Origin of the sequence: Cellulosimicrobium sp. XJ-DQ-B-000 (assembly GCF_031119065.1) — a bacterium.
GTDB classification, from domain to species: Bacteria; Actinomycetota; Actinomycetes; order Actinomycetales; family Cellulomonadaceae; genus Cellulosimicrobium; species Cellulosimicrobium funkei.
This window is the reverse complement of the sequence record NZ_JAVHYN010000002.1, coordinates 486,591-500,536: the sequence shown is the minus strand read 5'-3', so window position 1 is coordinate 500,536 and position 13,946 is coordinate 486,591. Positions and strand designations below refer to the sequence as shown.

Here is a 13,946-nt window from a genome sequence, read left to right as displayed (position 1 = left end):
GGGTTGGGGGTGGGGCAGGTCAGGGGTGGGCGGCGCCGAGGTCGGCGAAGAGGTCGCTGTTGAGGCGGAAGGCGTGCTTGGCCTCGGCGACGGTCTCGTCGAGCTGCTCGGGGGTGAGGACCAGGGCGTCGAGGCGCTCGCGGTAGACGTCCTTGAACGGCTTGGACTTGGGGATCTCGACGAACGTGTAGAAGGCGAGGCCGTCGCCCGAGAGCCCGTAGTGGCGCTCGAGCATGCGCTTGATGATCTGCCCGCCCGAGAGGTCGCCGAGGTAGCGCGTGTAGGCGTGCGCGGCGTACGCGGGCAGCGACCCGCCGACCGTGCGCAGGCGGGCGACGTAGCGCTCGGTCGCGGGGTGGATCGTCACGCGCTCGGCCCAGTCGGCGCCCACGAGGAACGTGAGGTCCTTCTCGATCTCGGGGGTGCGCGTCAGCTCGTCGAACACGAGGCTCGCGCCCTGGGCGTCGTCGCGCATCGCGGCGCTCGCGTCCTCGAGCGCGCCGTAGACGGCCCACTGCTGGGCGGCGAGGTCGGCGTACGCGGCGACGTCGAGGCGCCCGGACATGAGCCGCTCGACGAACCCGGAGCCCTCGGCCTGCTCGTGCTCGGGGCGCGTGCCCTCGCGCAGCCGCTGCGACAGCGGGACGGACTCGTCGGCGCGGTGGAGGTCGTGGGTGAGGGCAGTCACGGGGTGGCTCCTGCGGGTGCGTCGGGGCGGGACAGCACGTCCTGACGCCGTGTCATGACGATGCGTCAGGAACTGTAACCCACGGAGGTGAGGCTTGCCTATCCTCTGTCCGTCATCCGGCCCCGCCGAGCGGGCAGGGCGTCAGCCCGCGAGCGCGGGCGAGGTCGCGTCGGCCCCCACGGCGCGCAGCACGAACGCCTCCGTCGCCTCGATCGCCTGCTCGCGCGCGGCCGGGTCGTCGGGCACGAGCCGCCCGGACAGGCACGCGTTGACGAGCTGGACGGTCGTGTCGATGTCCTGCGCGGGGAACTCGCCCGCCTCGATCCCCGACCGGACGATGCGGCGCAGGATCGCCTCGACGAGCTCGGCGTGCTCGCGCAGCCGCTGGCGCGTCGTGCGCGAGAGCACGGTGCGCAGGTCCGGCCCCGGGGCGAGGTGGAAGATGCGCTTGAGCTGCGCCTGCTGGCGGATGTACGTGCGCAGCTGCTCCACCGGGTCGTCCACGTGCTCCAGCGCGCGCTCCAGCGTCCCGACGTACTGCTCCGTCTCGTGGGTGATGAACCCGAGGAGCAGGGCCTCCTTGTCGGGGAAGTGGTTGTACACCGCGGTGCGGCCGACCCCGGCGGCGGCGGCGATGTCTGCGAGCGAGATGGCGTCGAAGCCCCGGTCCATCATGAGGGTCGAGAGCGCCGCGAAGAGCTTCTGCCGGGTCTGGGCGCGGTGCTCGTGGAGGGACCCTCCGATGATCTTGGGCATGCTGACATCATAGGCAGTCCGTGTCAGAACGCTAATCCCGGGCGACGGGCCCGCGGAGGGCGCTGCGCCGTCTGGCACACTGCCGCCATGGACACGACCGCGTCGCCCGAGGGCGTCCCCGCCGCCCCGGACCCGGAGTTCCCGCCCGTCCCCGCGGACACCAAGGACTGGACGTGGGTCATGGAGCGGCCGTGCCCCGAGTGCGGTTTCGTCGCAGGCGAGGTCACGCCCGACCGCGTGGGCGCCGCCGTGCGCGACGCCGTCCCGCGCTACGTCGCGGCCCTGGGCCGCCCCGACGCGCGGACCCGCCCCGACCCGACGACGTGGTCGGTGCTCGAGTACGCCGCGCACGTCCGCGACGTCTTCTCCGTGTTCGACGTGCGCGTGCAGTCCATGGTCGAGGGCGACGACCCGCAGTTCGCCAACTGGGACCAGGACGCGACGGCGGTCGCGGAGGACTACGCGCACCAGGACCCGGCCGTCGTCGCGCGCGAGCTCCGGATCGCGGGCGACCGCGTCGCGGGCCGCTTCGACGCGCTCGTCCCCGACCAGTGGGAGCGCCCCGGCCGGCGCTCGAACGGCTCGGTCTTCACCGTCCGGACGCTGGGGCAGTACTTCGTGCACGACGTCGTCCACCACCTCCACGACGTCGGCGCCTGACGCCCCGGGGTCCCGGTGAGCGGACCCACGCTCGTGACACCGTCGTAACACCGTCGCCTCCGGGGCGCTCTACGTTCCGGTCATGGACGCCCCCGTCGCCGGCCTGGTGCCGGACGCGCACGCCGGTGCGCACCTGCTCGCGACGCCCCGCTCGCGCGGCGCGGCCCGCACGCCCGTGGACGCGCTCGCGCGCGCCTGGTTCGCCGGTGCGGCCTGGACGACCCCGCCGGGCGGCGGGGGAGCAGCGCGCCCCATGGCCGGCGCGCGGTTCCGTGGCGTGGTGCCCGACGGCGTCGTCGCACCGGGCGAGCTGCGCCTCGCCGAGGGGGCGCGCGTCGTCGGGCCCTTCGCGCTCACGCCGCCGCAGACCCAGGCGCTCGGCCTCGCGGGCGGGGGCGCCGAGGCGTTCGCGCTGCACGTCGACCACCCCGACGCGCGGCTCGCGCCCGTCGCGCGGACCGGCGCCTGGACCGACACGTCGACCGGCACGTCGACCGGCTCGTTGACCGGCTCGGTGACCGACGACCGCGACGGGCTGGTGCGCGCGTTCCCGGCAGGCCTGCCGCAGGGGCTCGAGCTCCGCGTGCTGGGCTGGGCCGTCGCCGCGGCCCGGCGCGTCGGCGGCGCGGTCGTCGCGGACGGGCGGACCGTGCTCACGCCCGACCCGGCGTCGGGCGTCGACCTCACGCTCTACAGCGCCCACGTGCTCGGGCCCGACGACGCGCTCGGCGTCCTGCGCACGACGGTCCCCGGCGCGGGGGTCGTCGCGGTGCGGCCCGGCGCGGACGGCCTCGCGGAGTACGTGCTGTCGGGCGAGACCCCGTACGACGGCGCGGTGCGGCTCGAGGCCCGACGCGTCGCGCGGGTCCCGCTCGCGCTCGACGGCCTCGACTGGCGCGAGCACGGGCCGCACGCCTACCGCCTCACGTGGGTGCCGACCGAGCCGGACGAGCTCGCGGTCGAGCGACCTTCGGGGCTGCACGTCATCGCGCGCTCGCGCGCCCGGGTGCTGCTCGCCCGGCTCGCGGCGATGCTCCAGGGCCGGCTCGCGGGGACGCTCGTCGACGACGGCGGGTTCGTCGTGCGCGACCTCGACCTCGACGAGCGGCTCTCCCCGGCGGCGGCACCCACGGCGCGGTTCTGGGTCTGAGCGCGTGCGCACGGGCCGCGCCGCGGGGTCGGACGGGCCCGGTCCGCGCCGAGGTCTGTCCACAGAATTCATCCACAGGCCTGTGGGCGGCGTGGGAACGGCGCGGGACGTCCTGTGGACGAACCTGTGGTCATCCGGGCGGCCCAAATGACAACGGTGGGAACTCTTGCAGACCCCCGGACCGAGGACTACAAACGTCCGTAACGGCCCGGACGGGCGCACACGGACGACGGGGTTTCCGGCACGCAGCACGCAGGGGTCTGACGGCCCCGCCAGGACCGCACGACGTCTCGCCGCGCACGCGAGGGCACGGCCGACCGGAGAACGGTGGACGACCCGCCACCCCCTGCTGCGGGGCTGCGCGCGACGGCGCAGGTTCCTACCGGACCCGGAAGGCCGACCGCGATCGGCGTCACCGCACCAGCCCGGGCACCCGGGCCGACGCGAGGGCGCCGGGCCGCCACGTCGCGAGCGGCGCCCCGACGGGCCACCCGGCCCGACCGCCCCGGGGTCGCGCGGACACGGCGAGGCCCCTCGGAATCCTGCTCCGAGGGGCCTCGTCCCCATTCTCCCGCGGGCGCGGCCCGACGCGAAGACCGCCCGCAGGCGCAGGACGGCGCCGCCCCGCGCGCCTACGCTCGTGCCATGAGCAACCTCGAGACCCGGCCTGAGGAGCGCGTCTGCTCGGCGGGCGCGCCCCGCGACGACGGCGGACGCGCCGCGGTCGAGATCCTCGAGCACCGGGACGTCCCGCTCGGGGGCACCCGGGCGATGCGGGTGCGGCGCACGATCCCGCAGCGCGCGCGGTCGCTCGTCGGCGCGTGGTGCTTCCTCGACCACTACGGGCCCGACCCGCTGCCCGCGATCGGCGACGGCACCGACGGCATGCAGGTGCCGCCGCACCCCCACACCGGGCTCCAGACGGTCACGTGGCTGTTCGCCGGCGAGATCCTGCACCGCGACGCCGTCGGGTCGCTCCAGACGGTGCGGCCCGGCGAGCTCAACCTCATGACCGCGGGCCGCGGCATCTCGCACTCGGAGGAGTCGCCGCGCGGTGAGCGGCCCCCGGTCCTGCACGGCGTCCAGCTCTGGGTCGCGCTCCCGGGCGACCGCCTCGCGGACCCGCCCGCGTTCGAGCACCACGCCGACCTCCCCGTCGCCACGGTCGACGGCGCGCGCGTGCAGGTCTTCCTCGGCGCGCTCCGCGTGGGCGGCGCCGCCCTGCGCTCGCCCGCCACGACGTACACGCCGATCGTCGGGGCGCAGCTCGACCTCGCGCCCGGCGCGCGCGTCACGCTCGACGTGGACCCGACGTTCGAGCACGGCCTCCTCGTCGACGAGGGCGTCGTGCGGCTGGAGGGCTCGCCGGTGCCGCCGTCGTCGCTGGGGTACGTCGAGCCCGGCCGCACGACGCTCGTCGTCGAGGCGGGGCCGGACGCCCCGGCGCGGGCCGTGCTCGTGGGGGGCGAGCCGTTCGGCGAGGACATCGTCATGTGGTGGAACTTCGTGGGCCGCTCGCACGACGACGTCGCGCGCGCCCGCGCGGACTGGCAGGCCCAGCTCGTCGTCACGGGGGACCAGGGCCCGAACCGCGGCGGCACCCGGTACGCCGACGGCGCGCGCGAGCGCCGCTACGGCGAGGTCGTCGGGTACGACGGCGGACCCCTGCCCGCGCCCGCGCTGCCCGACGTCCGCCTGCGCCCGCGCACCCGGCCCGCCACGCCGCCGCGCCGGTAGGCCGCGCCAGTAGACTGCCGCGCATGGCCAAGAACACCACGCCCGACTTCGTGCTGCGCCCGTTCGAGGGGCTCCCCGGCGAGACCGACTGGGTCGCGATGCGCGAGGTCGTCCCCTCGGCCACCGCGACCGCGCGCACGACCGCCGAGCACGGGGCGCGCGACGTCCTCGTCGTGACGGTCCTGCCCGCCGGCTGGGCCGCGCTGCACCGCCAGGACGGCGCGATCCTCCTCGCCGTCCAGACCCTCGCCGGCTCGGGCGACACGAGCCGCGACCTCGCCGCCGCGCTCCTCGAGGCGATCGACGCCGAGCCCGGCACGTCCATCGAGACGAGCGCCCTGCCCGACGCCGGCCCGCGCCTGCAGGACGTGCTCGACCTCTCCGTCCCGTTCGACGTCACGGTGCACGAGGACTTCGCGTTCTGGCTCGACCCGTCGGCGGAGATCACGCCCGACCTGCGCGCCTCGCTCGACCAGGCGGCCGAGTCGATGGTGCCCACCGTCAAGCTCGACGCCGTCGAGTCGGCGTACTGGTGCCGCATGTCGCGCGAGTTCCTGCGCTGGGCCCGCCCCGAGCCGGAGGACGCGCTCATCGACGCGATCTCGCGCCTGCACGCGAAGCGCGAGTCCGGTCTCGCGGGCGGCAAGTTCGTCGGTGCCTTCCGGTCGAGCGGCCTGCTCGTCCCCGTGTGGGAGCTGCCCCGCGGCACGGAGGCGGACGAGCTCGAGGGCCCGGTCGCGGAGCTCGACGCGCGGCTCACCGAGGCGCTCGCGGTCACGGAGCCGCTCGACGCGAACGAGCGCCGTGCGCGCGCAGGCATCGTGTCCCGGCAGGTCACGCTCCGCTGACCCGGAGCAGGCTGATCCGCAGCCCCCGCGCGTGAGCGCACGACGCGGGAGCGCGACCACGCCGAGAGCCCGCCGACGCCCCTGTCGGCGGGCTCTCGCGTCGAGTAGGATCCGGGAGACCTGGGAACGCAGCCCGGTCGACCTGCGGAGATCCCGAGCGGATCCGCTGGTGGAACGACGACACATCTGCGGCCAACTCTTTGCACTACTAGGCTGGACGGCGTGAACGCGGACCATCGGTCGACCGATACGGGGAAGAACACGGGGAGTACCCCCACGAGCACGGCGAGCACGCCGCCGACGTACCTGTCGGCGTCCGGCACGCGGGCGCGCACGCCGCGCCCCGTGACCGGCGACGGACGCACGGGTCGCGCCGTCCGCCAGCGCGTCGCGGTGATCATCCCCGCGAAGGACGAGTCCCGCCGCATCGCCGCCACCGTGCGCGCCGCGAAGGCCATCCCGCACGTCGACCTCGTGCTCGTCGTCGACGACGGCAGCGAGGACGACACCCAGCACGTCGCGCGCGAGGCGGGCGCCGTCGTCGTGCGGCACTCCCACAACCGCGGGAAGGCCGCGGCCATGGAGACGGGCGCCGCCGTCGTCGCGATGCGCGACGCGGCCGACCGCCCGCCGCGCCTCCTGCTCTTCATCGACGGCGACCTCGGAGAGACCGCGGTGAACACCGCGCCGCTCGTCGCGCCCGTGCTCGACGGGTACGCCGACGTCGCCATCGCGCTGCTCCCGCCGCAGCCGGGCGCGGGCGGCCGGGGGATCGTCGTGGGGGCCGCGCGCCGCGCGATCCAGTCCCTCACGGGGTGGACCCCGACGCAGCCCCTCTCCGGGATGCGGTGCCTCACGCGCGAGGCGTTCGAGGCCGCGACGCCGCTCGCGCGCGGCTGGGGCGTCGAGACGGGCATGACGATCGACCTGCTCCGCAAGGGGTACGTGGCGGTCGAGGTGCCGTGCGACCTGCGCCACCGCGCGTCGTCGAACGACCTCAAGGGTCAGCTCCACCGCGCCGCCCAGTACCGCGACGTGCTGCTCGCGGTGAACGCGCGCAAGATGCGCTCCGCCGTCGACCGCGTGCGCGCGGGCGACCACTGACCGAGGCGGCGCTCAGGGCGTCGGCGTGCGGACCATGCCGTGCACGACGGGGCCGTCGTGCACCTGCGTGGTCGCGGTGCGCACGAAGCCCAGCCGCTCGTAGAAGGTGACGTTGCGCGCGTCGGAGGTCTCGAGCGCGACGGGCGCGTCCCCGAGGGCGGGGTCGCGCAGGGCGGCCCGGCACACCGCGCTGCCGCGCCCGGTGCCCTGGAGCGACGGCAGGACCCCCACCGTCGCGAGCGTCCAGGCGCCCGGCGGGGGCGGCGGCAGCTCGGCGGCGGCCACGGCCTGCAGGCGCGGGCCGTGCAGCGCGGCGACGCGCTCCTGGACGTCCCCGGGGGGAGCGGGGGCGTCGGGCGGCATGAGCGCGACGACGGCGTCCGCCGGGTCGTGGACGACCACGATCCCGTGCGCGAGGGCGTGCTCGAGGTAGATCTCCTGGAGCGCGGCGAGGCGCTCGGGGTAGTCGTCCTCCGGGACGGCCCAGCGGGTCCAGGGGTAGTCGTGGAACGCGGCGGCGAGGGTGCGGGCCGCGGCGGGGACGTCGGCGGCGGTGGCTCGACGGAACGTCGGCGTCATGGTGCGGTGCCTCTCGGGGTCGGGTCGGGCTGGGGCTCGATCGCGCCGGTGCGGGCGATCTGCTCGAGCGTGCGCACGTGCTGCCGGAACGCGTCGAGCCCTCGGTCGCTGATGCGGACCCAGGTGCGCGTCCGACGTCCGGCGGCCTCCTTGCGGATCTCGACGAGGCCCGCGTCGGAGAGCGCGGTGAGGGCCTGGGAGAGGGACGAGTCGCTCAGCTCGACCAGGTCGGCCAGGAAGCGGAAGTCCGCGCTCTCGACGTTCGCCAGGGCGGCGAGGATCGAGAAGCGCACGGGCGAGTGGATGAGCGCGTCCAGGCCCTTGCGCGGGTGGCTCACCGGCGTGCGCTCGCGAACGCGCACGCCGCGAACGGGGACGCGGCGACGACGCCGGCGACGACCCACCAGGCGGGCGACGTCGCGCCGACGAGCTGGAGCGCCGGGTCGAGCATCACGAAGTACAGCACCGCCCAGGTGATGAGGGCGATGCCCATGTCGCGCACCCAGTGCCGGGGCGCCGTCCGGTGGTGCCGCGCGACGGCGGACCACAGCAGCGCGAGGACGACCACGAGCACCGTGGTGGCGGGCCACCACGGTGCGTCGAGGGCGTCGATCGCGATCGTGTACGCGAGGGCGGCGACGGCGTGCCCGACGCTGAGCCAGGGGTACCAGCGGGTCGCGCGGTGGGCCTGGGCGGCGACCTCCTCCGCCTGGCCGAGCTGACGACGGGCCTGCTCCGGGGTGATGGAGTTCTGGATCATGCAATCACTTTAACACTCCTAAAGTGATTGCTGTCCACCCGACGCGGTGTCCTCCCGCATCTCCTCGAGCGGGCGGTTCGCCGTCTCGGGCAGCGCGCGGAGCACGAGCACGAACGACGCTGCCGCGAACACCGCGTAGAGGGCGTAGCTGCCGGGGAGCGACAGGTCCCGGAGCGAGGGGAACGTGAGGTTGACGGCGATGCCCGCCGCCCAGTTCGCGGCGGCGGCGAGCGACGCGGCGCGGGCGCGCAGCAGGTTGGGGAACATCTCCCCGACGAGGATCCACACCACCGGGCCCCACGAGACGGCGAAGGCCACGACGAAGACGTTCGCCGCGACCAGGGTCACGACGCCCCACGCGTCGACGAACGCGACGCCGTCCGCGGTCTGCCGCGCCTGGGCGAACCCGGTCGCCATGACGGCCAGGGCGACCGTCATGCCCACCGACCCCACGAGCAGCAGGCGACGCCGACCCACGCGGTCGACGAGGAAGATCGCGACGACGGTCGCCGCGACGTTGACGAGCGACGTGAGGGCCGAGAGCCAGAAGGCCTGCTGCTCGCCGAAGCCCACCTGCGCCCAGAGCGACGTCGAGTAGTAGAAGATGACGTCGATCCCGACCAGAGCCTGGAGCGCGGCGAGCGCGATCCCCAGCCAGACGATGGGCTTGAGGCGGCCCGGGCCGGAGAACAGGTGGGACCACGCCGGCCGCGCCTCGTGGAGCGTCCCCTCGATGGTCGCGACGCCCAGCATCGCGTCGCCCTCCGGGACGCGGTGGAGGCGCCGCAGCGTGCGGGCGGCGCCGTCCCGGTCGCCGCGCATCACGAGGTACCGCGGCGACTCGGGCAGCAGGACCGCCGCGACCACGTACGCGAGCGACGGCACGACCGCGACGAGGAACATCCACCGCCAGGCGGGCAGGCCGAGGGCCAGCTCCGCCTCGGCCCCGCCCGCCGCGCGGACGAGGAACGCGTTCGAGACGAGCGCGGCGAAGATGCCCAGGACGATCGACATCTGCTGCGCCGTCGCGAGCCGCCCGCGCAGCCGGGCGGGGGCGATCTCGGCGATGTAGAGCGGGGCGACGACGGACGCCATCCCCACCCCGACGCCCCCCAGGAAGCGCCACAGCGCGAGGGTCGGGCCGTCGTGCGCGACGGCGCACAGCACCGACGTGGTGACGAACAGGGTCCCGGCGACCATCATGAGGCGCCGTCGCCCGAAGCGGTCCGCGATCGTGCCCGCGGCGAAGGCGCCTACGGCCGCGCCGAGCAGCGCGCTCGCGACGATCACGCCGACGAGCGCGCTCCCGACGCCGAGCTCGGCCTTGAGGGCGTCGACGGCGCCGTTGACCACGGCCGTGTCGAAGCCGAACATGAACCCGCCCAGCGCCGCCCCGACGGTCGACGCGACGACGAGCGGGGTGAGGGCGCCGTGGCCGAGCCGGCCCGTCGGGGCGTTCACGGCGTGCCCCGGCGGGCGGTCGTCGGGGTGGAGGTCTGCGTCATCGGAGGTCCTCTCGAAGGGTGTCGACGGGGTGGGCGATCGTGCTGAACAGGGCGTTGGCGGCCTGCCGCGAGTCGAGCCGTGTGTGCTGGACGACGACGGGCGCCGACGCGACGACGACGGCCGAGTAGTCGGTGCCGCGGGGCACGGGCTCGGGGTCGTCGAGGTCGTTGAGCGTCACGTGGCGCACCCGCTCGGCGGGCACCACCACGACGTAGGGACCGGCCGGCGGGCGGTCCGCGAAGTAGAGCCGGATCTCGACGCGCGCGTCGTCGGGACCGGCGTTGAGCAGGCACAGGCTCTCGTGGCTCGCGAGGGTCGGGTCGTCGCCCGTGCCGTACGGCGGGATCCAGCCGTCGCCGATCGCCCAGCACGTCGCCCCGACCCGGGGGCGACGTGCCGGGGCGCCCGGCGCGCTCATACGCTGATCGACGACTTGGCGAGGACGCCGCCGTCGCACCCGACGAGCGACCCGGTCGTGTACGACGAGCGGTCCGACAGCAGCCAGAGCACGGGCTCGGCGATCTCCTCGGGCCGCGCGAGCCGACCCAGCGGGACCTCGTGCTCGATCTGCGCGCGCGTCGCGGCGATCTCGTCGGCGGGCACGTTGGCCCACATGAGGGGGGTCTCCGTCGGGCCGGGGACGATCGCGTTCACCCGGACGCCGTGGCGCGCGTAGTCGACCGCGAGCGTGCGGACCATGGACGAGATCGCCCCCTTCGAGGCGCCGTACGCCGTCGCGCCCCCGGCCGCGAAGCCGACCGTCGCGGCGGGCGAGCCGCACAGCACGACGCTCCCGCCGTCGCCGTCGATCATCGCGCGCAGCACCTCGCGCACGACGAGGAACGTGCCCGTCACGTTGACGTCGAGCACGCGGCGCCACGTGGCCGGGTCGAGCTCGTGCGCCGCCCCGCCCACGTCGATCCCGGCGCCCGCGAAGAGGCCGCGCAGCGGCGGTCCGGATTCCGCGGCCGTGCCGACCGCCGCCGCGACGGCGGCGGCGTCGGTCACGTCGAGCACGTGCGCGCGCCCGTCCCCGCCCGCCTGCCGGGCGAGGTCCACGGTGGCCGCGGCGCCGTCGGGGTCGAGGTCGAGCACGTGCACGAACCAGCCGTCGCGCGCCGCGCCCACGGCGACCGCGCGGCCGATCCCCGACGCCGCGCCCGTCACGACGAGCGACCGCGGGCTCACGACGCGCTCCCGAGCAGCGCGTCGACGTCGCAGTAGCGCGCGAGGCGGTCGCGGTCGAGCGTGATGCCGAGGCCCGGGCCGTCCGGGATCGGGAGCATCCCGTCCGCGTCGAGCGTCCAGCGGTCGGTCGTCAGGTCGTCGATGTAGGGCGAGCCGGTGACGTACTCGACGAGGTCCGTGTCCGGCAGGGCGGAGGCGAGCTGGAGGTCGGTGGCGAGCCCGACGGCGGTGTTCCACCCGTGCGGCACGAGCTTGACGCCGTGGTCGTGCGCGGACCACGCGATGCGCCGCAGCTCGCTCGTCCCCCCGACCTTCGTGACGTCGGGCTGCACGATGTCGAGGGCGCCGCCCTCGATCCACGGCTGGAACGCCTGCCGACGCGTGAGCACCTCGCCGCCCGAGATCGGCACGGGCGAGCGCCGGCGCAGGTGCGTGTAGTCCTCGATCGCGTCCGGCGGGAGCGGCTCCTCGAACCACGCGACGCCGTACGCGTCGAGCATGCGCGCGGTGCGCAGGGCCCACTTGTAGCCCTGGCTCCACGCGCTGTCGCTGCCACCGGCGTCGACCATGAGCATCGCGTCGGGGCCGACGGCGTCGCGCGCCGCGGCGACGATGCGCTCGTCGAGCCGCTCGTCGACCCGGCCGAAGGGACCCCAGCCGATCTTGAACGCGGTCCACCCCTCGGCGCGCAGCGCGGTGAGGTGGTCGCGCAGCGCGTCGGGCTGGTCCATGAGCAGGGACGCGTACGGGCGCACCCGGTCGCGGTACCGCCCGCCGAGCAGGCGCCCGACGGGCTGGCCCGTCGCCTGGCCGAGGAGGTCCCACAGCGCGGTGTCGACGCCGCTGATCGCGTGCGTGATCGACCCGCCGCGGCCCATCCAGAACGTCGTGCGGTGCAGGCGCTCGCTCGTGCGCTCCGGCTCCAGCGCGTTCGCCCCCAGGAGCAGGGGCCGCAGGACGTCGAGCGCGCCGCGCACGAGGTCCTCGGTGGTGAACACGCTGCCGACGCCGACGAGACCCTCGTCGGTGTGGACGGCGACGAGGGTGTGCACGACGTCGTCCTGCCGCAGCTCCTCCTGCCAGCCGCCCTCGGGGGTGGCGCCGCGCAGCCCGGCGGCGGTGATGGCGGTGATCCTCATGGGTGTCCTCTCGTCGGTGCCGTGGACCGCGACTCTAGGTCGCTCGATGGTAGATGGTCAACCATCGGCCACCCACTAGGGTGGAGCCCTCCCGAGTGAGAGGTCGCCGTCGTGCCCGTCCTGCCCGCATCGCCGCCCGAGTCCCGGCGCGACTGGGTCCTGCGTCACCTGCGCGAACGCATCGCCTCCGGCGACCTGGCCGCCGGGGACCGCCTCGTCGAGCGCGACCTCTCCGCCGCCTACGGCATCAGCCGCGGCCCGGTGCGCGAGGCGATCATGGTGCTCGAGCAGGAAGGGCTCGTCGTCTCCCACCCGTACCGCGGCGCCGTCGTGGTGGACATCTCCCAGGAGGAGATCGCCGAGATCCTCGTCCCGGTGCGGACCGTCATCGAGAAGGTCGCGTTCCGCTCGGCGGCGCGTGCGCAGGACCCCGCGCTCCTGGACGCGCTCGACCGCACGGTGGCGGCGATGGAGCGCGCGGCGGACCCGCTCGACGCCCGTCGCCTCGCCGACCTCGACCTCGAGTTCCACGAGGCGGTGATCGCCGCCGCGAGCCACACGCAGTCGCTGCAGATCTGGCGGCTCATCCAGCCGCGCGTCCGCGCGTACTTCGTCCGCGACGCGCCGCACCACGAGGACCCGCACGCCGTCGTCGAGCAGCACCGGGACCTGCTCGCGGCGCTGCGGTCGGCCGACCCGGACCGCGCGGAGCGCGCGGTCGAGGAGCACATCGCCGTCTACCTGCAGCCCTGAGGCGCGCGCGCCCCTGCCGGTGGCCCCATCCGGAGCCCGGACGCACCATGGGAGGACGGGGCACGACGTCGTGACCCGGCGGCGCGCGGTCCCGCGTGCCGTGCCGACGACGACGGGGGCAGCGCGATGTGCACAGGGATCAGGTTCTCGGACGACCAGGGCAGCGTGTACCTGGCACGCAACCTCGACTGGACGAGCGGCTACGGGCAGCAGGTCGTGGTGACGCCCACGGGCTACGCGCCGCGCTCGCCGTTCGGCGCCGTGCGCTCGATCGAGCACGCGGTCATCGGCATGGGCATCGTGGAGGAGGACACCCCGCTCTACTTCGACTGCGGCAACGACGCGGGCCTGGCCGTCGCGGGGCTCAACTTCCCGGGCTACGCGGCCTACGCGCCCGGGCCGGTCGACGGCGCGGTCAACGTCGCCGCGTTCGAGCTCCCGCTGTGGGTGTGCGCGCAGTTCGCGAGCGTGGACGAGGTCGAGGCGGCCCTCGCGGACGTGGTGGTCGTCGACCGTCCCATCAACGAGAAGTACCCCAGCTCGTTGCTGCACTGGATCGTCGCCGACGCGCAGCGGGCGATCGTGCTCGAGCACACCGCGGACGGCCTGCACGTGTTCCAGGACGACGTCGACGTGCTCACGAACCAGCCCGGGTTCGACTGGCACCACGAGAACCTGCGCAACTACCTCAACGTCTCGCCGGACTTCCCCGAGGACACGGTCGTGGGCCGGGCCCACCTCGCCCCGTTCGGCTCGGGCTCGCACATGCGCGGCGTCCCCGGCGACTACTACTCGCCGTCCCGGTTCGTCCGGGCCGCGTACGTCAACTCCCACTACCCGACGAAGGGCACCGAGGAGGAGAACGTCAGCCGCGCCTTCCACACGCTGCAGCAGGTCGCGATGGTCGACGGCTGCGCCGCGATGGGGTCGGGCGAGTTCGAGATCACGGTGTACACCGGGCTCTTCTCGTCCCGCACCTCGACGTACTACTGGAACACCTACGAGGACCCGGCGATCCGGAGCGTCGCCCTCGGTGACCACGCCACGAGCGGCACGGAGCTCGTGCTCGTCTAGCGCG

The 13,946-nt window shown here is 75.0% G+C and carries 16 protein-coding genes; 7 read left to right on the top strand and 9 right to left on the bottom strand.

The features are described from left to right. Positions 1-19: 19 nt before the first annotated feature. Both RDI86_RS06135 and RDI86_RS06130 read right to left on the bottom strand, forming a co-directional pair. Positions 20-688 (bottom strand): heme oxygenase (biliverdin-producing), encoded by a 669-nt coding sequence (locus tag RDI86_RS06135; protein ID WP_061267223.1) that lies wholly within the window; start codon positions 686-688, stop codon positions 20-22. A gap of 141 nt (positions 689-829) precedes the next feature. After that, positions 830-1,444: a TetR/AcrR family transcriptional regulator gene (locus tag RDI86_RS06130; protein WP_076403748.1), complete on the bottom strand. Its 615-nt coding sequence runs from the start codon at positions 1,442-1,444 to the stop codon at positions 830-832. A gap of 87 nt (positions 1,445-1,531) precedes the next feature. Here RDI86_RS06130 and RDI86_RS06125 point away from each other — a divergent pair, with 87 nt between their 5' ends. The 5 genes from RDI86_RS06125 (at position 1,532) to RDI86_RS06105 (ending at position 6,943) form a co-directional block, all read left to right on the top strand. Next, positions 1,532-2,104 (top strand): DinB family protein, encoded by a 573-nt coding sequence (locus RDI86_RS06125; RefSeq protein ID WP_144721327.1) that lies wholly within the window; start codon positions 1,532-1,534, stop codon positions 2,102-2,104. Between the two features lie 82 nt (positions 2,105-2,186). Continuing rightward, positions 2,187-3,254 (top strand): hypothetical protein, encoded by a 1,068-nt coding sequence (locus tag RDI86_RS06120; protein ID WP_308820944.1) that lies wholly within the window; start codon positions 2,187-2,189, stop codon positions 3,252-3,254. A gap of 645 nt (positions 3,255-3,899) precedes the next feature. Next, entirely contained in the window at positions 3,900-4,991 is a 1,092-nt protein-coding gene (locus RDI86_RS06115) for a pirin family protein (protein ID WP_308820943.1), read from the top strand. 23 nt (positions 4,992-5,014) lie between these two features. Continuing rightward, positions 5,015-5,839: a DUF5926 family protein gene (locus tag RDI86_RS06110; protein ID WP_061267219.1), complete on the top strand. Its 825-nt coding sequence runs from the start codon at positions 5,015-5,017 to the stop codon at positions 5,837-5,839. 222 nt (positions 5,840-6,061) lie between these two features. Next, a complete protein-coding gene (locus RDI86_RS06105; protein WP_374990519.1) occupies positions 6,062-6,943 on the top strand; it encodes a glycosyltransferase family 2 protein in 882 nt (293 codons plus the stop codon). 12 nt (positions 6,944-6,955) lie between these two features. Here RDI86_RS06105 and RDI86_RS06100 read toward each other — a convergent pair whose 3' ends face one another. The 7 genes from RDI86_RS06100 to RDI86_RS06070 are packed head-to-tail and all read right to left on the bottom strand — an operon-like array spanning position 6,956 to position 12,115. Then, the gene (locus RDI86_RS06100) at positions 6,956-7,522 is read right to left on the bottom strand and encodes an N-acetyltransferase (protein WP_168945685.1); all 567 of its coding nucleotides are present in this window, start codon (positions 7,520-7,522) and stop codon (positions 6,956-6,958) included. Continuing rightward, entirely contained in the window at positions 7,519-7,860 is a 342-nt protein-coding gene (locus tag RDI86_RS06095) for a transcriptional regulator (RefSeq protein ID WP_021482310.1), read from the bottom strand. Before RDI86_RS06095 ends, RDI86_RS06100 begins: the two co-directional genes overlap by 4 nt. Continuing rightward, positions 7,857-8,282 carry a hypothetical protein gene (locus RDI86_RS06090; RefSeq protein ID WP_021482309.1) on the bottom strand — a complete coding sequence of 142 codons (426 nt, stop codon included), beginning with the start codon at positions 8,280-8,282 and terminating at the stop codon, positions 7,857-7,859. Before RDI86_RS06090 ends, RDI86_RS06095 begins: the two co-directional genes overlap by 4 nt. Positions 8,283-8,300: 18 nt before the next feature. After that, entirely contained in the window at positions 8,301-9,743 is a 1,443-nt protein-coding gene (locus tag RDI86_RS06085) for a sugar porter family MFS transporter (protein ID WP_308820942.1), read from the bottom strand. Positions 9,744-9,783: 40 nt separating this feature from the next. Continuing rightward, positions 9,784-10,206 carry a sensory rhodopsin transducer gene (locus tag RDI86_RS06080; protein WP_168945682.1) on the bottom strand — a complete coding sequence of 141 codons (423 nt, stop codon included), beginning with the start codon at positions 10,204-10,206 and terminating at the stop codon, positions 9,784-9,786. Then, positions 10,203-10,976 carry an SDR family oxidoreductase gene (locus tag RDI86_RS06075; RefSeq protein ID WP_308820941.1) on the bottom strand — a complete coding sequence of 258 codons (774 nt, stop codon included), beginning with the start codon at positions 10,974-10,976 and terminating at the stop codon, positions 10,203-10,205. The genes RDI86_RS06080 and RDI86_RS06075 overlap by 4 nt, the downstream gene beginning before the upstream one ends. After that, positions 10,973-12,115, bottom strand: a complete 1,143-nt coding sequence (locus tag RDI86_RS06070) for a mandelate racemase/muconate lactonizing enzyme family protein (protein ID WP_061267215.1) — start codon at positions 12,113-12,115, stop codon at positions 10,973-10,975. Before RDI86_RS06070 ends, RDI86_RS06075 begins: the two co-directional genes overlap by 4 nt. 111 nt (positions 12,116-12,226) lie before the next feature. On the opposite strand from RDI86_RS06070, the gene RDI86_RS06065 reads away from it, so the two are divergent. Together RDI86_RS06065 and bsh are read left to right on the top strand one after the other, a co-directional pair. Further along, entirely contained in the window at positions 12,227-12,868 is a 642-nt protein-coding gene (locus RDI86_RS06065) for a GntR family transcriptional regulator (RefSeq protein ID WP_021482493.1), read from the top strand. Positions 12,869-12,994: 126 nt separating this feature from the next. Continuing rightward, positions 12,995-13,942, top strand: coding sequence for a choloylglycine hydrolase (gene bsh, locus RDI86_RS06060; protein ID WP_308820940.1), 948 nt, complete (start codon positions 12,995-12,997; stop codon positions 13,940-13,942). Positions 13,943-13,946 lie beyond the last annotated feature (4 nt).